Raw genomic sequence first — 25,537 nt, forward strand, 5'->3', positions numbered from 1 at the left:
GTCATGATTTTTTCCTTCTGCTACCACTGGCTTTCTTTCCCGCTTTCTTCCCCTTTCCTGCTGGCAACGGCTCCCAGGCCTTACCAATAGCGCCGTTATCGTCCCACCAGGTACCGTGGCCCTTGCTGCAGCGGTAATAGGGATGACCATTGCGGGTTTCGTACTTCCCTGTAGGATCCCCGCACTCCGGACAGGCAGGACCATCGGTATTGGTGTTGGCTGGTCCTGATCCGGCTTCCCCGAAAGGTTCTCCGGGATTTCCGTTTTTATCGGTCAGTAAATCGTGGGCGTCCCGGTTGGAACAGACCCAGAAGAATGCACCGGGTTTTCTCTTGCTCTCCCGGCGCGTCACAATACCGTCACAGCCGTCCACCGGGCAGGGCTGGGCGGTTGGATCTCCGGGCATGGCATCCAGTGTGCTTTTCAAATCCGCATAGGATTTGGAGAGCAGATCACGCGGCGGCATCTTTCCCTGGGTAATATCATCCAGGCTGTCCTCAATAAGCCGGGTGTAATCCAGACTGGAAAAATCAAAGGGCAATAACGCATCCGACACGGATTCGCCGTGTTCGGTGGCATAGAGAGCCGGGGCTTTGCCCTTGCGCTTCATATAATCGCGCTTGTAGAGCACATTGATGATGCTGGCATAGGTCGAAGGCCTGCCGACGCCATGATCTTCCAGTGCCTTGATGAGCGTGGATTCCGTGTAGCGGGGCGGTGCCTTGGTTTTCTTGGCCAGCATCTCACCCCGGTCTGCACGGAGCTTGTCACCGACGGAGAGCCTGGGTACCGGGTTGGCCGCCACTTTCTCGGACCCCTTACCGTCCTCTTCCGCATCCTCTTCGGATTCCTGATAGAGTGCCTGCCAGCCGGGATCCGTCAGGACAGATCCGACGGCACGGAATATCGCGGGCTTTTCCTGAAACTTCCCACCATCCAGCGTGCAGGAAGTCTGCTGATAAATCGCGTCCGGCATCTGGCTGGCCAGTGCCCGCTTGCGAATCAGGTCATACAGGGCTTGCTGGTTTTTATCTTCGCCGGCGTTTTCCCGATCCGATTTTGTGGGTCGGATCGCTTCATGGGCTTCCTGGGCATCGCCCTTGGCTTTCCAGCGCCGGGGCGTTTCCACAACGGGTAGCCCGATTTTCTTCAGGGTTTCCCGCAGCATGGTTTCCCCTTCCTCAGAGAGATTCGGGGAGTCGGTACGGTGATAGGTGATAGCACCCGCCTCAAAGAGTGCCTGCGCTGCCTTCATGATGTCATCAACGCCAATTTTGAGGGCACGGGCACCGTCCATCTGCATGGAGCTGGTCGTAAAGGGCGGGGCGGGGGATTTGCGAGTCGGTTTCGATTCCGCCTTGGATACTGCAAGCGGCATCGCGGGGATCGCATCAGCAAGTGCCTGGGCAAAGGCCTTGTCCTGGAAATACTCACCCTCTTTGGTCCCGTCCTGCCAGATCGCTCGCCATGCACCTTTTGCTCCGGGCATGTGGGCCACTACCTGATAGAAGGGCGTGGGCTTAAAGCTCTTGATGGCCCGTTCGCGCTCGACGATCAGGCGGAGTGCGGGGCTTTGTACCCGGCCTGCAGAGGCCTTGGCACCGATGGCGCGGCTCAGAATCGGAGAGACTTCCCAGCCGACCATCCGATCCAGGGCGCGACGGGCTTCCTGGGCCGCCACCAGGCGCATATTGACCGGCCTGGGCTTGGCCAGTGCCTTGCGGATCGCGCTTTCAGTCACTTCCTGATAAGAAATGCGTTTGGCTTCTCCGGGTTTGATCTTCAACACCTGGCAGACATGCCAGGCAATGCCTTCCCCTTCCCGATCCGGGTCAGTGGCGATGAATACGGTATCAGCGCTCGACGCGGCGGCGCGTAGGCCGGATACGATTTCCTTGTGCTTCGTATCCAGAATCTCGTAGCGCATGGCGAAGTCCGGCGGGCGGATATAAGCGGCTTCTCCGGTCAACGGCAGATCCCGGATGTGCCCCAGTGTGGCTTTCACATTCCAGCCATCGCCCAGCATGTGCCGGATGTGGCTGGCTTTCTTTGGTGATTCGACGATGAGTAAGTTTCCCAAGGATGTTTCCTCTGTTTAGTGGGCGACAGCGTTGGCCGTATCGAGATCTTCAATGCCGACTCTGGTGCGGTAGCTGTTCCAGTCGAACGGGACGGCGATTCCGCCATTGGATCGGATACGGTCCAGTGCTCTATCGCCAATAGCCTGCTGCATTTCTACTATCCGTGCGTTGCCGATCAGAAGCACGGGACGCCTGATCTGATACCGGGCATTCAGAATTTCATAAATGATCAGCCGTTCGGAATCTGTGCCGTACTGCGTACCCACCTCATCGAGGATCAGCAAGTCCGGTCGGGTAAAGGCCGCTATTGCTTCACGCTCTTTTTTCTCCGCATCTCGACGATAGGTTTCCCGTACCGTCAAAACCGCTTCCATGACTGAGGTGAACAGGGCCGTGTAACCGCGCCGGATGATGTCGTTGGCAATGGCTGTGGACAAATGCGTTTTTCCGGTCCCCGTCCGCCCCAAAAATATCATGGAGCGTCCTGAGCGAACCGCCTCATCAAAACTCGCCGCATACTCCCGTGCAAAATCCAGCGCCCGCTGCTGCTTGGGGTTAGTCGCATCCACCCGGTAATTATCCAGCGTACACCCCTGGAATCGCAGCGGAATCGCAGCGCGATGGAGCAGTCCATCCATGCTGGCCTTTTTGCGGCGCTCGTCCACTGCCTGCATACGTTCCTTATCTTCATTCTCTAGGCATTCTTTGCAGCCGGACCAGATTTCACGGCTGCCGAAGCAAAGTTTTTTCGCAGTGTACGCCCCGTGGACTTCGCAGGTACGTTCTTCGGTTTCAATAACTGATCCGCTAATCAACCGTGTCATAACTGTCTCCTTTTTCCAGAATACCTCTGTATTCTTCTGTTTCGTGCCTGTATCTCACGTCCCCGTCCGATGTAATCACGGCCTCATCCCAGTAACCTGGGGGGGACGTAGTTCCGTTGAATGCTGCATCCGTAATGGAACCGTCGTCGGTAATGCCTTCTTCATAGTTAGTATTGATCTGCGACCAGTTATGCCGCGTAGATACCTCTTTTTTCCTGTCGGGTTTTCCGGGTTCATGGCTTTTTGCCAAATATCGTTTCCAACTAAAGATGAGCGACTTCTCCCAGCGAGACTGACTGCGGGTTTCGTCTGGTCTTAAAGACCAGTACGCGACGAACTCCTGTAGCGCCTTCGGATAGTCCGGGCTGTCCATCTTCAGGCCAGCCCGCTTTGCCATTCCGACAAAGACTTTGGACGGTTCCCAATCGGCTGAAATAGGGATGGATGACGAATAGTATCTGTTGATATTCAATGGCTTTTCTGATTCTTGCTGTTGATCTGCTTCCCACTCCCAGCCTTCCTGAATCTTCTCGCCGTTCAGGACTTTCCGGACCAGTGATCGGAGATAGCCTCCGACATTTTTGGCTTTTTCCAGCGCAAAGCGTTTGCGGGTAACTATGCCGGATAGATCCAGTGATGATCGGTTTTTCCGTAATTCCTTTTGCCAGCGGAAAAGATCACTGGCCCGCACCCCTCTTTCCAGCAGGAAGAGCAGTTCGGCAGGCAGGGAAAGTTTCTGTAATAGCTGGCTATTAGCCACCGATTCACGGTGCCGGAACCATGCTGCGGTCCATTTTTTTACGTCTAATTTTTCAGCAACCAGGCCACAGACCTGTTTGAAGCCGGACATGGCCTGTTCAAACAGGCTTTTTTGGTGGACGTGGTGCGGCTCGTAAGGCATCTGCACAAGCTCTGCCAGCATCGGGGTAAAGTAGGTATGGGTAACGCCACGGTAGCGGCCATGCGCCTTGCGCCGGACCTGCCGGACGATGTATCCAGCCTGTACCAGATTGCGGAGTGCCGTGCTGACAGTGCAGACGCCCCGGCCAATCATCTGGCCTATGCGTTCCAGACTGGGGAATACGGGCTCGGCGAGATTATCATAACGAGCGTGCAGTAAAAGCGCCTGCAAAACAACGCGCTCTGTCATTTTTAAGTGCGCCAACCTATACAGCGTGAACAGTGGTTGGGACAAAATACAGGGAATATTCAGGTCTGGTGACAAGCCCAGAGCATCCAGCGGCCTGCGTTTGCTCGGAAGCGCATCCGGGCATCCCAGATCCAATGTGACCTGGGTGTTTTCTGGAATCGAATCAGACTTGCAACCGATCTGACCAGATTCTATAATGGAATCGGTAAGATCGGTCACGTTGTGTAGTGCTCCTTCTTTTTCTTGTAGTGCTCATTTTTGTGATCCTTTCTTCTATGACTTAGCTTGGTTCTTTGGTTGGTCCAGGTTGGGTTTGAGTTGAAGATCGTCACGTTGTTGTTGCGACGCTGATCGTACCAAGGCTGCCGAGCCAACAGATGTACCCCCCGACGACTTACGAGGTCTTCGGGGGTTTTGTTTTTTAAGGGGTTCTCAGAAATAGCGGTCATTCTGGCGACTGTCCACTACCACAAATCGTTCGATGTCATCGACCGTCCCTGGGACGCGCATGTATCCCAAATCTTCTCGTGCATCTTCTGCCGCCTTGCGGGTGGCAAAATTCTTTCCCGGCCATCGCCGGATGCCGTAAGTATCTGATATACTGTAGATCTGATATGGTCTTGTTTTTTTGTGTTGCGATTGTGTTGCGTGAGTTGTCATTGGGTCGCCTCCTGAGTCATCCAGTTAAGGATTCCATAGATTCACGAACGGTCCTCAGTTTATAGTTTTTATAAATCGCCTCAGGCTCATCCATGGCTTTGGATATATCCTGAATAGGGATGCCCATTCGCAACGCAGCACCAATGACCTCGTTACTTTGTCTGGGGGTAAGGACATCAGGCCAAGCTGACATGCAGGCCTTGCTTATGCCGATCACCTTCGCCAGCCGTGATGCGGTCCCAAACATCTTCACTGCCGTCGCTTTTTTCATCGTAAAAACTCCAGTGACAGATTGCGTTCCCTATGTTTTACCACTTTTTAACTGGATATTGCAATATGGGGTATGACTACAACGCTAGGTGACAGAGTGAAAATCGCCCGTGAAGCTGCAGGCCTCTCAATGACAGAATTGGCCCGCCGCTTAAACGTGTCCAAGCAAGTCGTATGGGCCTGGGAGAACGGGGGCATAAAAGATCCCAAGCTGATACACACTCTCGCTATCCGTGATGTCCTTGGCATTTCAATAGATTGGCTAGTTTACGGGAAAGGGGAAATGCGCGAAGATCAGAATCCTTTTCGGGTACTATCCGAGCGACAAAAGTGCCTGCTCACTCTGTTTGAATCTCTGCCGGAATCAGAACAAAAGGAATTTTTCAAAACTCTTCAAGACAAAAAATCGTACTTTGACACAATCATGAAAGAACTTTTAGCCAAGCAAAAATATTAAAGTCCATCATGTTGGACTTTTAAGACAGGCCTACATTACAATCCTCAAGGTGTTCCACCCTTTCGAGGACGATCCATTGCCCCGTCCCGGTCGCAAATCTCCCACGATTACCGTGAAGGTTGCCCGTGAACCTAACCTGAACCTGCTAGCTCAAATGCTGGCGGAGATGTTGGCGGCTGAGGACCAGAAAAACAGTGCGATGGACAACCCCAAGCAGCATGTAGCCCCTCCGAAAACCCCGCATTAGCTTGCTTTAACCACCCCATCAGGGCGAAAATGAGCCATGCCCAGAGAACAGGCCGTCCTCTATCTTCGTTCCTCCAAAGATCGTTCCGATGTCTCCATCGACGCGCAACGCAGAGAACTCTATGTGTTGGCCAAAGCGCGTGAAATCATTATCGTTGGAGAGTATGCCGACGCTGTAGAATCCGGAAAGGATGAAGATAGACCGGGCTTTCAAAATCTTCTATGCGACCTACGATCCCCAAGTCGTACCTGGAACCTGATCCTGGTCCTCGATACAGCCCGCATCAGCCGCAGAAGGCTGCACGCCGTTATCTTCGAGGAACAGGAATGTCGTCGTTACAATGTTCGCATCCTCTACAAATCCTTGCCGGACGCCGATCCCATTACCGAAATGCTCCTCAAATCCATCCTGCAGGCGATGGATGAATGGCACTCGCTCACCAGTAAAACCAAAGGGTTAGCAGGCATGGCCGAGAATATCCGACAAGGCTATCGAGCGGGTGGGACGCCGCCTACCGGCTATCGAATAAAGCGTATCGAAACGGGGGCTATTCGTGAAGGCGCTCCCGTAACCAAGTCCAAGCTGATCCCCGATGAAAATGCCTTGCAAATACGCGCCTACCTACAAAACAGGGCGCGTGGGGTCAGCCGGAATGATGCGGCAAAACTGGCAGGAATCTACGGCAAAACGGGGACCACCCTGTTAGGCATTAAAAAAAACGCAATGACCTACGCCGGCCATACGATCTGGAATCGGCATCAGGAAAAAGGGAGCAAGGACTATAGCTCTGTTTTACGAGATGAATCAGAGTGGGTGATTCACAAAAACACGCATGAACCGTTGATTTCCGAAGAGGAAGCGCAACAAATCCTGGAAATGCTGGCCACCACCAGCAAGCGAAGAAAACGCAATGGAAACAATTACACCTATATGCTTTCGGGAATACTATTCGCCCCGAAAGGCGAGGCCTGGTGGGGCGACTGCGGGTACTATCGACTCGGAAAGACGGTTCGTGTGGCAGCGCATAATGTCGATAAGGCGATATTGGAAAACGTCCGCGAGTATGCGACCTCCCCAGCGGTCGCTGAGGCTGTTGCAAAGCACTACCAGAAAATGAGGGCAGAGCAGCAGTACCAAAAAAGGAATTTGGATAAAATTGACAACAAAATCAATGAATTTGATAAAAAAATCAGCAAACTGGTGGATTATCTGGCTGAAACCAGTTCGCCAGCCCCCATACTCAGAAACATCGAAGGAATGGAAAAGGACAGGGATGTCCTTGTTTCTACAAAAACGGCTTTACTCAACCAGTTAGAAGGCATTTCCGCTTATAAAAACGTCACACCGGCGGTTATCCAAAAGACCTTGAGCAATCTGATCGAAAACATGCAGCAGGAAGCGCCTGAACAGTTACGCGCCGGACTACACCGGCTGATTCAGAAAGTCGAACTCTGCCCGGAAACCTTCCAGGCAACCATCACCTACCAAATCAACCTCACAGAAAGCGGGGGTAAGGTGGTGCTCCCAAGGGGGTTCGAACCCCTGTTACCGACGTGAGAGGCCAGTGTCCTAGACCGCTAGACGATGGGAGCAGGGCCACAGATTATAAGGATCCGACGAATAATAGCAAGTACAATCAGGTCAACCCGCAAACTGCAGGATAGCCCAGAATTGCAGAGCCGTACCGGCAATGACAAAAATATGCCAGATCGAATGGAAGTATTTACGTCGGTCCAACAGAAAGAAAACAACTCCCAGCATATAGGCAGCACCACCACCCAGTAACAGCCACAAAAACCAGCCTGGAGAGGCGCGATACAAAGGCAGCACCGCAAACACTGCCATCCAACCCATCAGCAAATAGAGCATCAGAGACAGGGTATAAAAGCGCTTTCCGGTGAACACCAACAGTAAAATACCCGCCAACGCCAGCACCCATTCCAGCACCAGAAGAATCATCCCCCAGACATCGTGCAAAACCATCAGGGTCACGGGCGTATAGGTGCCGGCAATCAACAGGTAAATGGCCGAACGATCCACCCATTGAAAAAACAGCTTGGCGGGTCCCTGTGGCAGCAAATGATAGATGGTGGACGCAGCATATAAAATCAGGATGGTAGCCACAAATACCGAAACGCTGACAATGGCCAGCGCCTTACTGTGCAACGCCGCTTCCAGCAACCAGATAATAAATATCAGCAAGGCACCCATGGCTCCAGCACCATGCAAGAGTCCGTTAATCCACTCTTCGAGCCGCGTCTGATTTCTTTCTGTCCGGGGTTCTGTCTGAGAATACTGCAATGTCCACCTATGGTTTTGTCGGCCAACTGCTTAGTTATAACACTTGCCAGTAAAACTGCACAGAAGCTGATCTCAGGCACCCATGATCGGAACGCGCAGATGAGTGCCTGCCGGCTCTTCACCATGAGAAAGATTATTGGCGAGGCGGAGCGCTTCAACACTGAGGCCATAACGACGCGCGACTTCCGAGAGGGTTTCATGATGGCCCAGAATATGATTGGCCGATGACCAACGGCTATCAGTGGGTGGTGCCTTCACAAAGTGGGCAACAATGGCATCGTGCATACTGCGTGCAAGAGTCTGACGAAATTCCCGGTCACGCAGTCGTTGTTCTTCCTGCGGGTTGGAAATAAAGGCGGTCTCGACCAACATGGAGGGTACATCGGGCGCACGCAACACCACAAAATTAGCATGTTGCACGGCCGCATTATGCAGCCCTTCCACCCCCACCAGCCCACGAATCATCACATCTGCTGCCGCTGCCGCTGCATTCATGGCAGCCGTCTGGGTCATATTGATTAATACTTCATTGAGCATGGGATTCGGGCTGCCTGCAGGTAACCTGCTCAGTAAGGGGTCCGCTGCATTTTGGGTTTTCGCCAGCCAGCGCGCTGCGGCATTGCTGGCGCCCTTCCCTGACAATGCCCAGACCGTTGAGCCCCGTACGTCGGGGTCAGGAAAAGCATCCGCATGAATGGAAATAAACAGATCAGCCCGATGTTGCGAACCCAGATGCATACGTGACAACAGCGGAATATATTGATCCGTATGCCGGGTCATGACGACCTGTATCCCCGGGGTTTCGCGCAAACGTTGGGCCAGAGCAAGGCTGACGTCGAGCACCACATCTTTTTCCCGGGTGCCACGCAAACCAACCGCGCCAGGGTCATGGCCCCCATGGCCAGGATCCAGGCAAACCACAATGGGACGTTCTTTCGCTCGGCTGAGCAGAAGGCTACCCGCATCAGCTATTTTCCAGGTTCCGAGCAGAGTTCCACCCAGTGCTAACTGCTGAAGAAATTGACGCCGATTGGAATAAGCTCTGGAAGAATCACACACAACACGCCCCCAACTTGTTTTAAAGTATCAAGTTATAGAGCTAATTTAGTGTTTATTCGAAAGAAGTCAAGCTAGAGAGATGATGGCTTGCCGTTTTACTGGATGAATTCTGCTCTAGCAGCTTGTCGGACTTTCCCTTTGCGTCGAATTATCATATAATTACTTATAATTCAATGTGATGAGTGATTTCATGGCCCACTTCCTCGATACTAACCGCAAGACCGATTATCTTCTGCCCCCCTCCATGGACGACTGGCTCCCGGAAGGGCACCTGGCGCGATTTATTGTAGAAGTCATTGATCAGCTCGATCTCTCGCTACTGGTCCAACAATATGCAGGTCGTGGCCATAAGGCCTATCACCCGGCCACCCTCCTGGCGATTCTGGTCTACGGCTATGCCAACGGGGTCTTTTCCAGCCGTAAACTGGAACAAGCCACCTATGATTCCGTGGCTTTCCGTTACCTCGCGGCCGGCAGCCATCCGGATCACGATACCTTGGCCACCTTCCGTCGCCGTTTTCTGGGCGAACTGCAAGGATTGTTCGTGCAGGTCCTGGAACTGGCACAGGAGATGAAACTGCTGAAGATCGGCCGGGTGTGTCTGGATGGCACCAAGATCCACGCCAATGCTTCCAAACATCAAGCCCTGTCCCATGGGCATATCGAACAGATGGAGCGTCATCTCCAGGCCGAAGTACAGGAACTCTTTGCACTGGCAGAACAGGCGGATCAGTCCGGGATTCCCGAGGGCGTGAATCTGCCCGAAGAGATCCAGCGCCGAGAAGACCGGCTGGCCGTGATGGCAATAGCCAAGGCGAAGATTGCCGAGCGGGCACAGGTCCGTTATGCCAAAGAGAAAGCGCAGTACGACACGCAAATGGCACGCCGTGCGGAACAAGAAGCCCTGGGACAAAAGCCCCGAGGCAAAGCCCCCCAGGCACCGGACCCGGCGCCTAAAGCGCAGGACCAGATCAATCTCACCGATGAAGAATCCCGCATCATGCCGGTCTCAGGCGGTGGCTTTGAACAAACCTATAATGCCCAAGCCGCCGTGGATGACCAGACAATGCTGGTGGTAGCCACCGGAGTCAGCCAGGCCCCCAATGACAAGGAACAGGTCATCCCCATGTTGGAAACCCTCCAGGCACAAACAGCGCAACTGGGGCCCATAGAAGCGCTGGTGTCCGATACGGGTTACTGCAGCGAAAAGAATGTGGAGGCCTGCGAAGCGCTGGGGATTACCCCATTCATTGCCGTGGCCCGAGAAGAACACCATCCCGACTGGCGGCAACGGCATACAGAACCGGAAGCCCTCCCTGAAAATGCAACCCGCATGCAGGCGATGATACATCGTCTGAAGACGCAGGCAGGCCGAAGCGTTTATCGTCTGCGCAAACAAACGGTAGAACCGGTCTTCGGGATTATCAAATCGGTGATAGGATTCCGGCAGTTCTCCTTGCGCGGCCTGCGTCAGGTTCAAGGAGAATGGAGTCTGGTCTGCCTGGCGTGGAACATAAAACGCATGGCCGTATTGCGTCTGTAGGGCAGGAAAATGCAGATAAACCGCAAAAAACAGGGCAATAATGACCAAAAAAGACTCAAAACGAGTGATTTCAAAAAAATCGTGGCGAAATTTGGCAGTAGTCCGAAGTTAAAACCGACGGGCTGCTAGCGCGGTCCCTGCTCTCGGTGGCAGCATTCCAAAATATATCCAGGGTGGGATCGTCTACCCCATCGCTGTGCAGTCTCGTTACCCAGAAACAGCGATTGGCCCATTCCTGAGCGGTTGCCTGTTCCATATCGCCACGGGCAAGGGCAGCGGTCAGCATGGCACGAGTGAACATCTGGAAAAAATCGCCAGCGGCATATATCGCGGTCGGGGCGGTATCAGCCAGGCGGTTGGCTTCGGTGTGATCCTCCCTACCGAGTGCAGAAAAAATAACGCTGCATCGTTGCGCGGGGGTGAGATTGCTCAAGAGGCTATCAGAAAGGCTTTTCACTTTCGGGCCTCCGCTTTAAGTGCGCGCTCCAGGGCAGCGGTGCGCTGCTCCAGATCATCAATCCGCATGAGATTAGCAAGCTGACTGAGGATATAGGCCAGCTTGGTGGCATCGCCCACTTCAACACGTCCAGATCGTGCATCCCGATAGAGCCGGGCCATTTCCATGCGAACCTCGGCAGCGGTGCCCAGCCGGGGGGCAGGGTGTCGGTTTATGTCTTGAGGGTCCACGAGTTGCAGCGTTTTGGTTGGCGCTATGGCTTGGACAATTCCGGGCTTGGTTGGCTTGGTCATGGTTACCCCCTCAGAACGGTATCGGGTCATCATAAAAAGGCGGCTCATCCTGCGCTGGTGCCTCTTTCGGTGGTGTGCGCTTGCTGGTGGCTCTGCGCTTCGGTACAGGTGCGGTAATGGCTTCCGCTTTACTGACAATCAGCTTCAATCCGAAGTATTCAGCGCCATCTTTCCCGACCCAGTTATTCAGTGACACGTCACCAATAACGGATAGTGCATCCCCTTCGCCCAGGTGCAAGGCTTCCAGTTCTTCAGCCAATCCACGGAAGGCGGTGATGCTCAGAGCATCCTTACCCGATATTCCGTAGCCACTCCAGACGGGCAACTTACCATCCTGAGCGAGTCGATAGGTCGGCGGTTTCTTCAGAGTGATAACGCAAGCGGCGGTGATGGTCATGATTGTTTCCTCGCTTCGTGCTTAATCATGGCGCGGATATTGTGAATGGCTCGATGGTCGGAAGGTGTCGCGGCCATAAATATGCGGCTGGTGCCTACTGTGGCGACCAGGTGCCCGCCTCTGGTCCGGTTGATCTGGATACCGGGGAAGCGGCGCTGTAATTCGCGGATATGCCGGGTCATGATTACCCCCACCTGCAAACAGCGGGACACCAGCGGCCACGGACCTTGACCCATACCAGCGCCCTAAAAGTCGAGTATCCCAGGCGGCATCTATGCCCTCTCCAGTAAAACATCGTGTGCTTCTTGCCCTTATCGGCTCGCAATGCAGCATCCACTAATTCAGTGCGTAGGGCTGGCTCATCAACCAGCCTATCCAGAATGGACACCCTGCGGGATAGGCGTCCTGATCGCAGCTCTCGGACGTAGGCAAGCGTAATCCTCGGACGTGTAATCATGACGCCACCCCCGAAAACTCAGGGCACTGACGTTGTGCCATTGGGAAAGCGGCCTTGTAACCTGATCCGCCTTCCGGTGGTAATCCGTGACTAGTCGCTAAACAGACGCCAATGGACAGCGGTTGCGGTCCAGGTTGGAATCGGGCACACGATCCACAAGACACGCGGGAAGGGGCTATATCTGCCCTGTACGGCGTCGGAGCGAGTGCGGTGGTGCTATCCATGCTCTCGGCCTGAATCGCCAAGCGCTCGACCATTGCGTAATCATCAGCGCATTGCTCAGACGGGAGTGGGGCCACAAACGGCTGCGGGGATAGAAGCGCCAGCAGTGCGGGCTTGTGCTCTCGGATATGCGGGATCAGATGGCGGGGAACACGCCTTGCGACGATCTCGCCTTTTTCTGCCACGATGAACCCGCCAGCGTCCACGATGTCCACGATAATCTGTGCAGCCTTCATATCCGCACCTCATCGGCCAGGTCGTCGTCATCAGGAAAAATATTTTCATATTCCCCAGACGGGGTACTGACAAAACTGCCAGAACCCCCCTTTTCGGTACTTTTGTCAGTTTTGGCAGTCCTCTGACTTGCATATTCAGAATTATTTTTTTTCGGATTGACGCGGTATGGTTGGCTAGGTCGTCCCGTGTCTCGTCCACCATCAACGAGGACGATTTGCCCATAATCCAGCAGGACGGTCAGCGCTTTCTCTGTATGCTCACGATCCAGCCCAGCCCAGCAGCGGCGGTATATGTCGCGGGCGGTGAATACTTCGGGCAATTCTGTCAATCGATCTGCTAGCGCAATGGCTGCGGCCATACCCGGATCAAGCGCCTGTGAATAAACCCTTCGTGCATGGGTTTCCAGGTATTCCGTCCAGGCAATCGCTCGGTTCAGGTGTTCTACCTTAACGGGAGACACGGCCACTTGCTCGTCGATCAGGTGGAAGATCAGCGCCAGACTGGGGACCAGGGAGCGATATTTCCCCAGGTGCGCTTCCAGAACTTCGGCCATTGGCTCATTTCGCAGGCGGTGTTCCAGGGTTGCCCGCCATGTGTTGAATGCTTCCTGCGCTTCAGGACCAAATCGGGTGAAGGATATTTCTCCCTCCTCATGGGGAACATCCAGCGCGGCGATACGCTCCACGATCCGCCACACGGCGTTTTTAGACTCGGTGTCCGGCCATCGGTCCACGTTGTGCCAGTCTGCTTTTACGTCCGGCCAGACAAGCAACTGGAAGCGTTGCAGCAGCCCGTCATTGCCCGCTCCGCCCTTGACGGCAGAACTCACATAATCTCGCAGTGGTCCCGGCTGGATACCGCCCAACATAGCCAAGGTTATGCGCTCAATATGAACAGTGCCCCGCCCTATGCGGTCATAGGTGAAAGAGCCAGAACCCGCCCAGGATTCCAGATAAAAGGCGCGATCCCCTTCGCGGCCATCCCGATCAAGAGACTTGAGCCAGCCCACAAGCTCATCACGGAATAGAAGGACACCTTCTGGGTTGTCTTGCAAGAGTTCGCCCAGTTTTTCCACGGTTGCGTCGTTGACCAGATAGCGGCGTTCTTTCGGTGGTGCTGGTGGCTGCTCAGGTCGTAGAAGCTCCATGACTTTGCTTTTGTCTGCGTCGCCTTTCTTGGCTAGGGATTCGGCCTTTTTACGATTGGTTGCGGATTGCACCTTGTGGAATTGAAGCTCTGCGCTGTGTGCAAGCATCTTCTCATCGTGCAGACTGCGGGCCAGTGCGCCCAGACGTTGCAGCATTTTGATAGGTTCCTGCAATGCGGGCGTTTTCATGATCGAAGGTCTGCCCACAATCGCGCCCCATAGATTCGGGACAACCAGCCAATCATCTTGAGCCTTCGGGCGTATCCCCAGACGCGATCCAATCAGCCCGGAAAACACGGTGACAAAAGCCACGGCGGGGAAGTCGGGCGGGCACTGCAAACGCTCTGCAATGTCCATTGCGTAAGCTCGCAGTGAACCAGGCAACAGATCAGCACTGAAGGGCGCAACGGGTGGTAGTCCAGTCGGTAGCGGTTCCGGGTCTGGATAGTTGTGCGGTCCGGCTTCTAAATCTTCGACACTCAAGCCCATACGCCACCCCCTGCCATGAGAATGGCGTCGGATACACGCCGTTCAGCGGTCAGCAGTCTTTCCACTGCGCTATCGTCGAGAGCCTCACCATTTGCCAGGGCAACGGCGGCGCTGGCGACTACAACGGCCTCAGTGTGAATACCCAGTAACGCGGATTTGTAATCTACCGTCCGGCGCGTTGGTCCGGTGTTCGTTACGCTGTAACGATCAGAGGGCGGGAACAGATCAGAACCGGACAGGCCCAGGGCGCTGGTGATTTCCTGAGCACCACAACCAGCAAAACAGTGGAGTAATACGGTCCCATCTTCGGTTTCCCGAACAGAAAGGCTTGGCCTACGGTCGTTGTGCGCCGGGCACTTCGCCATCCAGCGGTCTGGTGCGGTTTTCTTTACGGAATCAAGGGATGACAGCACTTTATTTATTGGCTTATCATGACTCTGGACGTTTCGATATGCCGCCTGCGCCGGGCGGCTTTTTTGTTCCTGCATGGCTTAACCCTCCGCCCCGGTGCGACGTTTGGCGATCCATGCGGCAAGATCAGCGACGCGGTAACGGACCAGGCGTCCAGTTTTCACATACGGCAGGTTGTAGCGGCCTGTGCAGCGCCAGTTACAGAGCGTTGCGGGCTTTACGTCCAGGACAAGCGACGCGCTCTTTTCGTCAACCTGCGTCGGTATGGCGTCCGGGGGATAGCCCAGGTTGCGGCTGATCTCAGCGATGATCTGGGAGACGGTTTCAGTTTCGGTTTGCATGGTTAAGCACCTATCGTGATGAATGATGGTGCTCATGGTGCGGGGATATTTCGGGGAAGTCGGGGAAATGCCAAATGCCATTGGCAATTGACAAAATCAGGGCTTAACAGTAAGCCCGGCCTTGATTGCATTGCCTATAGTTTTGCGGATTCCCTCGTCCGTCCGGCTGGGGATTCTGGGATTTAGCAACTTCGCAATCTGTATAGCGTTCGGGTTTTTCCCGTTTCGATATTGTGGGATTTTTTCTGCCAACACATCAGCAAATGCAGCAATAATTGCCTGCATGGTTTCGCGTTCCTTGGTACCCAGAACATCCTCGGCATTGGCCTTCTGCGCGACTTCGTGCTGGTGCTCTATGCGGTGGATTTCGGAAGTTGGGATAACGATTGCATCCGCTGTGAATGTCGTCTCTAGGTCGTCTAGGTAATAGTTGCGATCCCATCGCACCCCTGGCGTTTTGCCCTCCAGCCCATAAAAATGGGACGCTCCAGAAAACCATGCTGGGTATTTTTCAGGGTCTTTGTCGTCCGGCTCACACAAGCAGTCGGGTAAAAGATACCCAACCCCGTCTATTGTAATGGGTTGCATTGCAAGGCAATGGAAGCGGGAACAAATCATCAAAGCGCTTGGCCCTATCAGCCCAATCATCCCCATGTTCGGCGGCGATCAGGTTATACGCTTCTTCCCGGCCCATGCGCTCTTTGTTGTATTGTTCTTGTGTGATTCCAGGCGAAATAAAAACACCCTCTGGCAAAATCCGCCTTATCTCATCTTCGGATAATGGCGCATAGTCCTGATCTTCAGCACAAACGGATACGACAAACCTTCCAGGCAAGGCGGCAAGTAGCTTCCCTTCTTTGATTAGCCTCAACAGTATATCTTCCGAGACTTCCAACCTCTCCGCCACTTCAGCCAGCTTGTAATACTCCGGCTCTAGTATCTGTCTAGCCATAACATCGCGCTCCCTATCTGCGCCCCTTCAAAAATAGGTGCCATGTTCAGAGCGGGAAGGGTGCCCACCTTTTCGGGGATCAGCCTAGAACATGGCGGTACAACTCAAATCATCAGGCGGCGTGCTGTGGTATCGGCCATGCGCCGGATGCCTTGGCGTCCAGGATCACGATCTCCACAATGCTTCCGTCATCGGCATAGGCAATATTCAGGTTCCAGTCTTGCGACACCTCACGAGTGACGGGCTTATCGGTGAAGTGCAGCACCAGAATGTCATCGGTTGGGTCATAGTCGGTCTTCATGGGGATACCTCCCAAAAGGTCATGATGGTTTTGATTACAATGGCGTCATCCAGCAGAGCGGCCACGCACAACAAATTGTCTTGCCGATCCGGGAACTCTCGGTATATCCACGCGCGGCGCTCATCCTTGGCGCGGATAGTCCCTGTCTCGATGATTTCCATAATATCGGCATCGCTGATACGGCGTTCCTGTATCCTCTTTCTTGCATGATGCGTCAACACGATGGGACGCTCAAAGCGGCGGCTATGCACTGCGCTTGCCCTTTTTGCCTATGGGTACAACCTCAGCAGGTTTTTTAATCCCTCCAGCCACGAGCATGGCATCGGTGCCCTTCTGCCAGGCATCGGCAACCGGGTCTTGCGCGAGTCTTGCATAAACGGCAGTGGTTTGCTGGGAATGGTGCCCTAGTCCCTTGCCGATAACGGCCAGGGATACCCCGGCGTCGATCTGGAAACTTGCCAGGGTCCGGCGTAGGTCGTGAATACGCAAATCCTCGATGCCTGCCCGCTCCAGTAATCGCGCCCAGCCCTTTTTGGGCTCCACAAGGTGCCCTGTCTTGCCTGTGCTGGGGAATACCCATCCCTGCGCCCCTGTAGCCTCTGCGCGGGCCTGTAGCACCTCTATGGCGGCACTGCTCAGGGGTACGGTGATATTGTCCTTCGCCTTGGCCTTACTGCCCGGAATGATCCACGTCCTGCGCTCCAGGTGGATTTCGTTCCAGGCCATCGTCAGCACATTGGAGCGACGCGCTCCAGTCAGTAGAGATAACATGACGTAATCCCTTATATCGGGGTTTTCCTCTGCGGCCAGTGCTTCAAAGAATCGCGGCATCTCGTCGGGGTGCAGGCGACGGTCCCGGCTTTCCTCGCGGTTGGCTTTTATGCCTATTGTGGGATTGCTCAGACTGGGAATATCCAGCGTCTTGATACCGAAGTTAAAAGCGGCGCTGATTAACTCCAGCACCCGGTTAGCCTGATAGAGTCCTGAACCCTTGCTGATTTTGTTATGCAGACTGCGGATTTGCTGGCGCGTAATATCGGACAACTTCTTTTTTGCCAGGGTGCCCAGGTGCAGACGATAGTTGCGCTCATCGTTGCCCAGGCTCTTTTTACCCTTGGCCTTGCCTTCTTTCACCCATTCAGCGAACAGATCAGAGAATGTCATCTCTGCTTTCTTGATGCGCTTCTGTTCGGCGGGGTTCGTGCCTGCGGCAATATCGTTGATGATCTTCGCGGCTGTGTGTCGGGCGTTCTCGATGGTAACGGCGGCGGCATCGCCTATGCGTAGCCATTCCACCCGGCCATCTACCTTTTTAACGCAATAAAACGCCTTGGCTCCGGCTGGGGTAACACGAATACACAAGCCTTTCTGTTCCAGGTCATAGACGGTGACGCGCTTGCCGGGTACTGGCTCCAGCGCGGCTATACGGGCCTTGGTGAACTGCATCTTGTTGGGCATGGTGTACTCCTTTTGGACCCTGAGGCTCCAGTTAGCCGGGCTAACCTTGGGCTAACCTTGGGCTAACCTAATTCCGGTAAATCCGTGAATGTTGGTAAAGGTAGTATCTGCCTAAGTGTTTGATGCGTCAATATACAGGGGGGTTGATAAAGCGCCGTAAATGCTGGGACTTGAGACTACGAACCAGTAGGTCTGGAGTTCGACTCTCTCCGATCGCACCAATAAAATCAAATGGTTAGAATTATGTCTAAGCCCTTTTTCTTTGCCCAATTGAATTTGCAGCGTAATTGTTAATCCGCGTCATTCGTTTGCCATCTGTCAGCATCAGGTATTTACCGCACCATATTGCGACTAAGAACTAATAAAATCACTATCTCGCTATTTATTGCGAGTTGACTAAAGTAGTTTATTGGTCTACGAATATCGCAATGACTGACGATATACAGCGGTTCAACCGGAATATTCGCGATAGATTACGACTATGAAAATCACTGGTCTACACGCCGATGTAGCCGTGCTGGCCGAGCTGGGCGCACGGATTGCTGGCCGTCGGGTTGAATTGCAGTTGACCCAGGCAGCGGTGGCCGAACAGGCGGGTGTCGCCAAGCGCACCCTCGAGCGCATGGAGGCTGGGCAAATTTTGCGGCTGCAGACAGGAGGGGGATGCGCTGGGGGATGTTCTGCGCGTGGACACATCCGCCGGTGGCGCGCGGGCGAAGGCGGTCATCGCATGGAACCCGAAAACCAATGAAGTGCGCTCGGACTAGGTCAAGGCCGGCAAGGGATTTGAACACTGGCTGCTGAAATTTGATGGTGTCAGTGGCAACAAGGACAAGGAACTGGAAGACCCGCAAGGCTACGGGGTGATTGAGTATGCGCATTACCTGATGGCGCTTGAATGCGGCATCAATATCAGTGAATGCCGGCTATTCAAGGAGAATGGCCGGTCGCATTTCATGACACGTCGCTTTGATCGTTTGGCTGCCGGCGAGAAACTTTACATGCAGTCGCTCTGTGCCCTGGCGCACTATGATTTCAATATGGCGGGTGCCTACAGCTACGAGCAGGCGTTGTTGGTGATGCGGCAACTGCAGTTGCCGATGCAGGCCATCGAGCAACTGTTTCTGCGCATGGTATTCAATATCGTGGCCCGCAATCAGGATGACCGCGTGAAGAATATTGCCTTCCTGATGAACAAGGCCGGTGAGTGGTCGTTGTCGCCGGCCTTTGATATGACCTACAGCTTTAATCCTGCGGGCGCGTGGACGCCAAGCCATCAGATAACGATGAATGGAAAACGCGACCATTTCACGCTGGAGGACTTCAACGCCTGCGCAAAGACCGCTTCGATGAAACGGGGGCGCGCTGCGAAAATCGTTGCCGAGGTGCAGGCGACGGTATCGAAATGGGGGTCGTTTGCAGAAAAGGTCGGCGTGCCTGATAGCGTGCGCGAATGAATCCAGCGCACCTTGAATCTGAAGCCCTATTTATGAAACCGGGCCAACACAAAACCGTCCGGGCCCGAATCCTCGGCTATGCCGAGGCCATCGGCCGGACGATTGTGCCCCGCGAGGAAGCCGAGCAGCGGCGCGGCTTTGATCCGGATGTACCTCTCGCCGACCGCGCCAAGAACCGTTTGCTCTTCTTCGATAACCTGCTCGACACCAAGCTGCGGGAATTCAACCCGCCGCCGGGTTACGTATATTCACCAAAAACGCTGACTTTGCATTAAGTAAGCCCGATAGTGCCTCAGTATCATTAAGCTTTTCAGTCTGGGCATTGTGATTTTCTTTGACTACCAGGCTTCCGTTGCTATCGCGGGTCACTTTCAGTATCCCACCGGCTTTTTGGATGCCAGATATTGCCAAAGGGTTGGCCAAGTCCACGGTTTAAGGATCAACCGTCCGAGATCCCGCTTGATAAGACACGCTTCCGGTCATGATGGCGTGCGTTTTTTGCAATATTTGTACTTCTTTCCACAGAGCTTCAGGGCTGGGTCCGACTGTATGCGCCGCCCAAGCCATAGAAGAAAAACAACCGCTTATGGTGAGTAATATAACAATATTAAGTTTTGGCATGACACGGCTCCTGACTCAACCCGGAGTCTCCACGAAATGTCATGACGAGGAGACGTTTGCTTTAAATCTAAAGCTTCGTTAGAAATTATAGCGGTTATTCCGGACCTGTATGTAAAACGGTGATCGTGTTTATTCTGGTCACCAGTTAGCCAGAATTTGCGTGTCGATATCCCAAGGGCACGGCTCTGGAAAGGTGAAGAGCGGTAGATCGGTTTCAAAAGCCGCCTCGTCTGTGGCATTACTTACAAGCGTCCGGCATCATTTCAGGAATCAGCCTCTTGAGGCTTGGTGAATCCTTGAGGAGATACTTGAGATCAAGCCGTTGATTTTTTATGGTGGTCGCCCAGCTTTTGCTCTGTTTTTGAGGTTGCCATTTTATCAAGCGCATAGGCAAGATCCGTAGATGGCAATAAGATTGGACGAAGAGCAGAAAGTGGACTTGAAGTCACCGTCACAATTTTGATTGATCAGCGGCGTTCAATGAAGGATATTGAAAATGACCATGAATAATCCATCAGTTGATAGTTGGTATCGGTTTTGAACTCAATGCTTTCCAGTTCTACACTCAGGGCTTGGGGGCAGTCTGAATTTCTGTACCTGTTGCGCGCCGATTTACTGGCACAGGACGTTCTGTTTGCGCCCTTACAAAGTGCTTTAGAGCATGGCAGCTATGCACTACTGGATGATGTCACGCTCATGGAGCTGAATCGCCGCGAAAATAACCAGTTACTCTGCATGGATTTGGGCGTCAGTTATGCCAGCACCATACCCGGTTGCGCCTGTCAGGGTGATCCGGCACCAGAAACTGAGTTACCAGAATATACAGTGCTCAGGATACAAATTGAACGCGTATCAGCCATTTTTTCATTACAGGTACTGATCCAATGACACCCATCAAAAAATCCGTAGCCGTGCAGGTTTTTGTGGGTACTATCCAGTTGTTACCCCAATCAGCTCGACCCAGCGGCATATACAAAATCCCGGCAAAAATGCCGGTAAAACTGGATACAAACGGTTTTGAAGGCGATCATCAGGCAGACCTACGGGTTCATGGTGGCCCGGATAAAGCTGTTCAGTTATATCCCGTTAAACATTATGAAGCATTGGCAGAGCGCTTTCCGACACTGCATGGAAAATTGTTTCCAGGTGCTATTGGCGAAAATATTTCATGCCCTGATCTGGATGAACATGATGTGCATATCGGCGATATCTGGCGATTAGGTGAAGGGCTCTTGCAAATATCGCAACCTCGCAGTCCCTGCTGGAAAATTGACGAGAAACTGGATTGCCAAGGTGTGGCAGCCTATATCGCCGAAACCTCCATAACGGGATGGTATTTTCGTGTTCTTAAGGCGGGCATGGTTAAGGAGTACGACAGACTGGAGTTGCTGGAATCCGTGAATGAATGCTATCGCCTGAGCTCATTGCTGCAACAGATGCGACGCGACGATCCAGAGACTGGGGGTGCGTTGCAAAAATGGATGGAAGCACCTGGCCTTGCCGAGAATCTTCGAGTGAAAATTGAAAAGCGCATAGGGTATCTGAAAAATTCACACCGATAAAACCTCCTGGCTTCGCAGTAACGTCCAAAGGACAGCTCGAAAAACCCGCTTCCCTGAGGAATGATAAGCTCAAAAATCAGGATTCAGGACATTTTACTACGGATTTTTAGTAAACAGTATTTTTCAAGGCCATATTTCCACGCTTTTCCACATTACGGGCATACTTCTGCTCTGATCGGCCCCTTTTCGAGAAAGGTTAGACGTTTGATGTTGGAGGTCACGACCATCATGGTCATCGCGAAGTTTGCGCGTACCTGGCCGATGGTCCGAATACGCTTGCCACCCATTTGTTCTATAGCTGCAAATATGTGCTCTACCCGCGCCCGCACTTTGATTGCAATCACCACTTGGCCGCTTTGGTGTTTAATGCTGCGATCCACCACAAGAATATCCCCATTATGGATGGCCGCACCCGTCATGGAGTTACCGGATACCCGCAAAAAGAAGAATGCCCCACTATTGGGCAGGCAGTATGTATTCAAATCGAGCGTCTTTTCTACATAATCGTCAGCGGGGGATGGCATGCCTGCCGCGACCTTGGAAATGTATAATGGTGCTGCTGATAAAGATGCATGCGCATCAGGCCACATCACGGTCAGCCCCACCTTGGCAGGCTTCTCTATGGTTATTGTATCCAGCGCCATGGCAATCCTATTCAGAGAATCAACTTGAATGACTTTTACAATTTTGGCAGCCAGATACGGATGCTGATTGGTCATTGCGCATGTCTGCAATCTACCAGGTTGCGATTTACAGGAAAATCTCACGGCCCCTGAATTTAGCCGCTGACGATATCCACCTAGCCGAATCCCCGTACCAGTCTCGGAAATGCGCGGCTTTCCATATCAGGCAGGGTGTTGCCCCCGTACCGCATCCACCAGTATCCTCTCTGAATCTGGGTAGATTTATGGCCGGTGATAACCTGTACGGTCATTATCGGGATGCCTTTCTCACACAAACGGCTTGTCGCTTCATGGCGTAAATCATGAAAAGTCAGCCCTTCAATACCCGCTCGTTTGACAGCCCGATTATAAACAGCCCGCATACCATCATTCGTGTACTACCAAACCTTGTCATACTGTCCCGTCGCCCTGACCTGTTGCCGTTGTAAGGCTTCTTCTGCGCGCTCAGACAAGGGCACCAGTCTTGCAGACTCATTCTTGGTTTCGGGTAGATAAGCAGTATGGTCCAGCCAGTTGATGTGACACCATTCCAAGTCCATGATTTCCCCTTGGCGCATGACGGTTTCAATGGCGAAAATCACAATATCTGCCAGCAAACGAGATTCTTCATTACCAACCAACCGTTTATCTCGACATTGGGGCAGTTTGGGTTTACGGATCAGTCCTACCGGATTGCTCAGAGCTTCCATGCCCCATTCCTTGCGGGCCATATTGAATAGATGGGAAAGCAAGAAGGCCAGATGCAGGCGAATGGTATTGGGGAATTTGCCTTCGGCTTCCATTGTTGCCCTCTTTTCTGACACTCAATCTGGGTACAGTTTAGGCATTATTTGAGCAAAAATCGCTAAGTAAATGTTTTATTGGTGCCGTTGAGGGGAATCGAACCTCTGACCTACTGATTACGAATCAGTTGCTCTACCGACTGAGCTACAACGGCGTGGGCGCGATTGTACCTGTCATGGGGCAGCGCGACAAGAATCCACCCCATGCCCGCCCCATCGTGAAAATCACTCCGGTTCGTCAGTAATCAATTCCCGGCGATGTACGTAAAAACCTTTCAAATAGCTGCTTTCGGGCACAGCGGGGTGGATGGGGTGATCCATGTCCTGGGTCCCTTCGCCGATGATGGCGTAATCGCCTCTTTGCGCGCCAAAGGCAATCTGGCCGAGCAGCGTCTCGCGGTTGAGATGATGGGAGCAGGAGGCCGTGAACAGAATACCGCCCGGCGCGAGCAGGCGCATGGCCAGATCATTGAAGCGCCGGTAGGCAATGCTGCCTTCCTTGAAATCCTTTTTGGATTTGATCAATGCCGGGGGGTCGAGGACGATGAGATCAAACTGCTCTCCACGGTCCCGAAGTCGGGCCAAAGTTTCCATGGCATCATCGTGCATAATGCGAATAGGAGCTACGGCATTGCGTCGGGCATTTTCTTCCAGTAAGGCCAGAGCGGGTGCCGAGCTGTCTACTGCGGTGACTTCAAGCGCCCCGGCCTTGGCCAAGGGAATGCTGAAAGCGCCGAGATAGGCAAAGCAATCCAGCACGCGCCTACCGGGGGCGTAGCTCAGCAGGCGTCGACGATTGGCGCGATGGTCGTAAAACCATCCGGTTTTTTGACCGCCGCGCGGGTCCATCTCAAATAAGCAATCATTCTCCCAAATCTGCAGACGCTCCGGAACCTGTCCGAACAGAACTTCTACCCGATCTTCCAAACCTTCCAGTCGCCGCGCTGCGCCGCCCGCTTTCAATAATATACCCGTCGGGTGTAAAAGTGCTTGCAGGGCGTTGACAATCAGGGCGATGTCCCGATCCATACCCAGGCTGCCGGGCTGTATGACCAAGGTATCTTCATAGCGATCAATAATCAGGCCGGGCAGGCCATCTCCCTCGCCATGCACCAATCGGTAAAAAGGCGCGGAAAACAATTTTTCACGCATGCGCAACGCCTGTTGCAGCCGCTCCTGATAAAATGCTTCATTGATCAGTAGGTGGGGATCACGGCTGAGAAGGCGCCCGCAAAGGAGTGTGTGCGGATTGATATGCGCCAGGCCGATGGCTTTTCCTTGGGCATCTTCTATTCTGCAGACACTGCCGGGCATAATTCCATGCAGAGGCGTTTTGGCGACGTCGACTTCGTTGCTGTAAATCCAGAGGTGACCGGCACGCAAACGGCGGTCTTCCTTGGGGCGCAGGCGCAGAACAGGGTAATGGTGGATGGCAGACATGATCAAAACCTATAGGAAAAGGAAAGTTGCCCCGGCATTTCGGGGGCGGGTAAGGTCCTGCATTTTACAGATATTTCGTTGATCCGTATATTGAGCGCGCCGTGTATTTTATCCGGTGCTGTCCGAAACCCGCCACTCAGGAGATTCTCTGTGCCTATAGTCGATAATATTCGTGCCATCCGTTGGGAAGACCATCAGCTTTACCTGCTGGATCAGCGCTTGTTACCACAACAGGAAATCTGGTTGCAGCTGGGTGACTATCGCGAGGTGGCGGTGGCCATTACGCAAATGGTAGTGCGCGGGGCGCCGGCGATTGGCGTGACTGCGGCTTATGCCATGGCATTGGCGGCACAGGAAATGCGGCAATTTTCTGATTGGCAGCAGCGTTTGGCAGGAGCAGCAGCGGAAATCAAGGCGGCGCGGCCCACCGCCGTCAATTTAGCCTGGGCAACAGATCGTCAATTAACGCTGGCGCAAGGCGAAAGAGCTGCTGACCGGGCTGCGGCATTATTGCTGCAGGCCGCCCATGACTTGCTGGAACAGGACATCGCCGACAATCAACAGATGGGTCGCCATGGCGCCGCCTTGTTGCCCGAGCAGGGCGGCATCCTCACGCACTGCAATACCGGGAGTTTGGCCACGGGGGGCTATGGTACGGCGCTGGGCGTCATCCGGGCGGGCATTTCTGCCGGAAAACAACTGCAGGTGTATGCCGACGAAACCCGGCCCTGGTTGCAGGGTGCGCGCCTGACCGCCTGGGAACTCCAGAAGGACGGCATTCCCTTTCACCTGAATGCGGATAGTGCAGCGGCCTATCTCATGCAGCAGGGGCTGATTCAGGCGGTGATCGTAGGCGCTGACCGGATTGCCGCCAATGGTGATGCAGCCAATAAAATCGGAACTTATAGTCTCGCAGTATTGGCGCAATATCATCAGATTCCCTTTTATGTGGCAGCGCCCTTAAGTACGGTAGATTTCGCCATGCCTGCCGGAGAAGGAATCATTATTGAAGAGCGTCCGGACAGCGAAGTCCGGCAGTGTGCGGGTCATGATGTGGCTCCTGCGGGTGTTAAAGTGCGGAATCCGGCTTTTGATGTCACGCCCGCCGCCCTCATTACGGCGATTATTACTGAAAAAGGGGTGGCCCGGCCCGACTACCTGCACAGTCTTGCCAATCTGCGTGGCTGAAACATGCAGAAAGCGTCCTGTTGTGGCATAATACAGCGTTAAAATAATCA

General features: G+C 53.6%; 30 protein-coding genes, 2 tRNA genes and 4 pseudogenes. 9 read left to right on the plus strand and 27 right to left on the minus strand.

Features of this window, described 5'->3' with window-relative positions:
- Position 1 precedes the first annotated feature (1 nt).
- From topA to H7F11_RS05045, 5 genes are all read right to left on the minus strand, one after another.
- Complete coding sequence (gene topA, locus H7F11_RS05025; protein ID WP_193650073.1) at positions 2 to 2,080, minus strand: type I DNA topoisomerase; 2,079 nt, start codon at positions 2,078 to 2,080, stop codon at positions 2 to 4.
- A gap of 15 nt (positions 2,081 to 2,095) precedes the next feature.
- Positions 2,096 to 2,905, minus strand: a complete 810-nt coding sequence (locus H7F11_RS05030) for an ATP-binding protein (RefSeq protein ID WP_193650074.1) — start codon at positions 2,903 to 2,905, stop codon at positions 2,096 to 2,098.
- Positions 2,889 to 4,274, minus strand: coding sequence for a DnaT-like ssDNA-binding domain-containing protein (locus tag H7F11_RS17090; RefSeq protein WP_193650075.1), 1,386 nt, complete (start codon positions 4,272 to 4,274; stop codon positions 2,889 to 2,891). Before H7F11_RS17090 ends, H7F11_RS05030 begins: the two co-directional genes overlap by 17 nt.
- A 213-nt stretch (positions 4,275 to 4,487) precedes the next feature.
- Positions 4,488 to 4,715: a hypothetical protein gene (locus H7F11_RS05040; protein WP_193650076.1), complete on the minus strand. Its 228-nt coding sequence runs from the start codon at positions 4,713 to 4,715 to the stop codon at positions 4,488 to 4,490.
- 16 nt (positions 4,716 to 4,731) lie between these two features.
- Positions 4,732 to 4,986 (minus strand): hypothetical protein, encoded by a 255-nt coding sequence (locus tag H7F11_RS05045; protein WP_193650077.1) that lies wholly within the window; start codon positions 4,984 to 4,986, stop codon positions 4,732 to 4,734.
- A 96-nt stretch (positions 4,987 to 5,082) separates the two neighbouring features.
- Here H7F11_RS05045 and H7F11_RS05050 point away from each other — a divergent pair, with 96 nt between their 5' ends.
- Together H7F11_RS05050 and H7F11_RS17195 are read left to right on the plus strand one after the other, a co-directional pair.
- Positions 5,083 to 5,442 carry a helix-turn-helix domain-containing protein gene (locus H7F11_RS05050; protein ID WP_193650078.1) on the plus strand — a complete coding sequence of 120 codons (360 nt, stop codon included), beginning with the start codon at positions 5,083 to 5,085 and terminating at the stop codon, positions 5,440 to 5,442.
- A 283-nt stretch (positions 5,443 to 5,725) separates the two neighbouring features.
- Positions 5,726 to 7,246 (plus strand): recombinase family protein, encoded by a 1,521-nt coding sequence (locus tag H7F11_RS17195; RefSeq protein WP_227485290.1) that lies wholly within the window; start codon positions 5,726 to 5,728, stop codon positions 7,244 to 7,246.
- Here H7F11_RS17195 and H7F11_RS05060 read toward each other — a convergent pair.
- The 3 genes from H7F11_RS05060 to H7F11_RS05070 all read right to left on the minus strand — a co-directional run bounded on the left by H7F11_RS05060 (position 7,206) and on the right by H7F11_RS05070 (position 9,049).
- Positions 7,206 to 7,281 (minus strand) — tRNA-Glu (locus H7F11_RS05060). The genes H7F11_RS17195 and H7F11_RS05060 overlap by 41 nt on opposite strands.
- 49 nt (positions 7,282 to 7,330) lie before the next feature.
- The gene (gene trhA / locus H7F11_RS05065; protein WP_227485268.1) at positions 7,331 to 7,990 is read right to left on the minus strand and encodes a PAQR family membrane homeostasis protein TrhA; all 660 of its coding nucleotides are present in this window, start codon (positions 7,988 to 7,990) and stop codon (positions 7,331 to 7,333) included.
- A 72-nt stretch (positions 7,991 to 8,062) separates the two neighbouring features.
- Entirely contained in the window at positions 8,063 to 9,049 is a 987-nt protein-coding gene (locus H7F11_RS05070) for an N-acetylmuramoyl-L-alanine amidase (protein WP_300251218.1), read from the minus strand.
- 190 nt (positions 9,050 to 9,239) lie between these two features.
- On the opposite strand from H7F11_RS05070, the gene H7F11_RS05075 reads away from it, so the two are divergent.
- Positions 9,240 to 10,592 (plus strand): IS1182 family transposase, encoded by a 1,353-nt coding sequence (locus tag H7F11_RS05075; RefSeq protein ID WP_193650080.1) that lies wholly within the window; start codon positions 9,240 to 9,242, stop codon positions 10,590 to 10,592.
- A 70-nt stretch (positions 10,593 to 10,662) separates the two neighbouring features.
- On the opposite strand, the gene H7F11_RS05080 is transcribed toward H7F11_RS05075, so the two are convergent.
- From H7F11_RS05080 to H7F11_RS05135, 12 genes are all read right to left on the minus strand, one after another.
- Complete coding sequence (locus H7F11_RS05080) at positions 10,663 to 11,049, minus strand: hypothetical protein (RefSeq protein ID WP_193650081.1); 387 nt, start codon at positions 11,047 to 11,049, stop codon at positions 10,663 to 10,665.
- Entirely contained in the window at positions 11,046 to 11,342 is a 297-nt protein-coding gene (locus H7F11_RS05085; RefSeq protein ID WP_227485269.1) for a hypothetical protein, read from the minus strand. Before H7F11_RS05085 ends, H7F11_RS05080 begins: the two co-directional genes overlap by 4 nt.
- A gap of 10 nt (positions 11,343 to 11,352) precedes the next feature.
- Positions 11,353 to 11,739, minus strand: coding sequence for a hypothetical protein (locus H7F11_RS05090; protein ID WP_193650082.1), 387 nt, complete (start codon positions 11,737 to 11,739; stop codon positions 11,353 to 11,355).
- Positions 11,736 to 11,975, minus strand: coding sequence for a hypothetical protein (locus H7F11_RS05095; RefSeq protein WP_193650083.1), 240 nt, complete (start codon positions 11,973 to 11,975; stop codon positions 11,736 to 11,738). The genes H7F11_RS05090 and H7F11_RS05095 overlap by 4 nt, the downstream gene beginning before the upstream one ends.
- 675 nt (positions 11,976 to 12,650) lie before the next feature.
- A complete protein-coding gene (locus H7F11_RS05100) occupies positions 12,651 to 14,291 on the minus strand; it encodes a YfjI family protein (RefSeq protein WP_193650084.1) in 1,641 nt (546 codons plus the stop codon).
- Positions 14,282 to 14,779: a CHC2 zinc finger domain-containing protein gene (locus H7F11_RS05105; protein ID WP_193650085.1), complete on the minus strand. Its 498-nt coding sequence runs from the start codon at positions 14,777 to 14,779 to the stop codon at positions 14,282 to 14,284. The genes H7F11_RS05100 and H7F11_RS05105 overlap by 10 nt, the downstream gene beginning before the upstream one ends.
- 3 nt (positions 14,780 to 14,782) lie before the next feature.
- Positions 14,783 to 15,043 (minus strand): helix-turn-helix domain-containing protein, encoded by a 261-nt coding sequence (locus H7F11_RS05110; RefSeq protein WP_193650086.1) that lies wholly within the window; start codon positions 15,041 to 15,043, stop codon positions 14,783 to 14,785.
- Between the two features lie 96 nt (positions 15,044 to 15,139).
- Positions 15,140 to 15,631 (minus strand): hypothetical protein, encoded by a 492-nt coding sequence (locus H7F11_RS05115; RefSeq protein ID WP_193650087.1) that lies wholly within the window; start codon positions 15,629 to 15,631, stop codon positions 15,140 to 15,142.
- Complete coding sequence (locus H7F11_RS05120) at positions 15,576 to 15,995, minus strand: hypothetical protein (RefSeq protein WP_193650088.1); 420 nt, start codon at positions 15,993 to 15,995, stop codon at positions 15,576 to 15,578. The genes H7F11_RS05115 and H7F11_RS05120 overlap by 56 nt, the downstream gene beginning before the upstream one ends.
- A gap of 112 nt (positions 15,996 to 16,107) precedes the next feature.
- Positions 16,108 to 16,296: a DUF2283 domain-containing protein gene (locus H7F11_RS05125; RefSeq protein ID WP_193650089.1), complete on the minus strand. Its 189-nt coding sequence runs from the start codon at positions 16,294 to 16,296 to the stop codon at positions 16,108 to 16,110.
- Positions 16,293 to 16,547 (minus strand): DUF4258 domain-containing protein, encoded by a 255-nt coding sequence (locus tag H7F11_RS05130; protein ID WP_193650090.1) that lies wholly within the window; start codon positions 16,545 to 16,547, stop codon positions 16,293 to 16,295. Before H7F11_RS05130 ends, H7F11_RS05125 begins: the two co-directional genes overlap by 4 nt.
- On the minus strand, positions 16,540 to 17,754 hold the full coding sequence (locus tag H7F11_RS05135; RefSeq protein ID WP_193650091.1) for a tyrosine-type recombinase/integrase: 1,215 nt from the start codon (positions 17,752 to 17,754) through the stop codon (positions 16,540 to 16,542). The genes H7F11_RS05130 and H7F11_RS05135 overlap by 8 nt, the downstream gene beginning before the upstream one ends.
- A gap of 481 nt (positions 17,755 to 18,235) precedes the next feature.
- Between H7F11_RS05135 and H7F11_RS16650 the strand changes: the two genes are divergently transcribed.
- The 3 genes and pseudogenes from H7F11_RS16650 (at position 18,236) to H7F11_RS05145 (ending at position 19,486) form a co-directional block, all read left to right on the plus strand.
- Positions 18,236 to 18,505, plus strand: coding sequence for a helix-turn-helix domain-containing protein (locus tag H7F11_RS16650; RefSeq protein WP_227485270.1), 270 nt, complete (start codon positions 18,236 to 18,238; stop codon positions 18,503 to 18,505).
- A gap of 37 nt (positions 18,506 to 18,542) precedes the next feature.
- Positions 18,543 to 19,211, plus strand: a pseudogene (locus tag H7F11_RS05140) (type II toxin-antitoxin system HipA family toxin); the annotation flags it as partial.
- Positions 19,212 to 19,243: 32 nt separating this feature from the next.
- Positions 19,244 to 19,486 (plus strand): hypothetical protein, encoded by a 243-nt coding sequence (locus H7F11_RS05145; RefSeq protein WP_227485271.1) that lies wholly within the window; start codon positions 19,244 to 19,246, stop codon positions 19,484 to 19,486.
- A 157-nt stretch (positions 19,487 to 19,643) separates the two neighbouring features.
- Here H7F11_RS05145 and H7F11_RS16655 read toward each other — a convergent pair whose 3' ends face one another.
- Together H7F11_RS16655 and H7F11_RS17200 are read right to left on the minus strand one after the other, a co-directional pair.
- Positions 19,644 to 19,832, minus strand: a complete 189-nt coding sequence (locus H7F11_RS16655; protein ID WP_227485272.1) for a hypothetical protein — start codon at positions 19,830 to 19,832, stop codon at positions 19,644 to 19,646.
- Between the two features lie 238 nt (positions 19,833 to 20,070).
- The gene (locus H7F11_RS17200; protein ID WP_193650092.1) at positions 20,071 to 20,220 is read right to left on the minus strand and encodes a DUF29 family protein; all 150 of its coding nucleotides are present in this window, start codon (positions 20,218 to 20,220) and stop codon (positions 20,071 to 20,073) included.
- A 158-nt stretch (positions 20,221 to 20,378) separates the two neighbouring features.
- Between H7F11_RS17200 and H7F11_RS05160 the strand changes: the two genes are divergently transcribed.
- Together H7F11_RS05160 and H7F11_RS05165 are read left to right on the plus strand one after the other, a co-directional pair.
- Complete coding sequence (locus tag H7F11_RS05160) at positions 20,379 to 20,720, plus strand: hypothetical protein (RefSeq protein WP_193650093.1); 342 nt, start codon at positions 20,379 to 20,381, stop codon at positions 20,718 to 20,720.
- A 101-nt stretch (positions 20,721 to 20,821) separates the two neighbouring features.
- Positions 20,822 to 21,394, plus strand: a complete 573-nt coding sequence (locus H7F11_RS05165) for an MOSC domain-containing protein (protein ID WP_227485274.1) — start codon at positions 20,822 to 20,824, stop codon at positions 21,392 to 21,394.
- Positions 21,395 to 21,546: 152 nt separating this feature from the next.
- On the opposite strand, the pseudogene H7F11_RS17205 reads toward H7F11_RS05165, so the two are convergent.
- From H7F11_RS17205 to H7F11_RS05190, 5 genes and pseudogenes are all read right to left on the minus strand, one after another.
- A pseudogene (locus H7F11_RS17205) lies at positions 21,547 to 21,726 on the minus strand (IS5/IS1182 family transposase); the annotation flags it as partial.
- 12 nt (positions 21,727 to 21,738) lie between these two features.
- Positions 21,739 to 22,113 (minus strand): annotated as a pseudogene (locus H7F11_RS16660) (LexA family protein); the annotation flags it as partial.
- Between the two features lie 80 nt (positions 22,114 to 22,193).
- A pseudogene (locus H7F11_RS16665) lies at positions 22,194 to 22,859 on the minus strand (site-specific integrase).
- A 79-nt stretch (positions 22,860 to 22,938) separates the two neighbouring features.
- Positions 22,939 to 23,014: transfer RNA gene (locus tag H7F11_RS05185), tRNA-Thr, on the minus strand.
- A gap of 70 nt (positions 23,015 to 23,084) precedes the next feature.
- A complete protein-coding gene (locus tag H7F11_RS05190; protein WP_193650097.1) occupies positions 23,085 to 24,299 on the minus strand; it encodes a class I SAM-dependent rRNA methyltransferase in 1,215 nt (404 codons plus the stop codon).
- Between the two features lie 150 nt (positions 24,300 to 24,449).
- Here H7F11_RS05190 and mtnA point away from each other — a divergent pair, with 150 nt between their 5' ends.
- Positions 24,450 to 25,487: an S-methyl-5-thioribose-1-phosphate isomerase gene (gene mtnA, locus H7F11_RS05195; protein ID WP_193650098.1), complete on the plus strand. Its 1,038-nt coding sequence runs from the start codon at positions 24,450 to 24,452 to the stop codon at positions 25,485 to 25,487.
- The last annotated feature ends 50 nt before the right edge of the window (positions 25,488 to 25,537 follow it).

Source organism: Acidithiobacillus sp. HP-2 (genome assembly GCF_015100155.1).
Lineage (GTDB): Bacteria > Pseudomonadota > Gammaproteobacteria > Acidithiobacillales > Acidithiobacillaceae > Acidithiobacillus.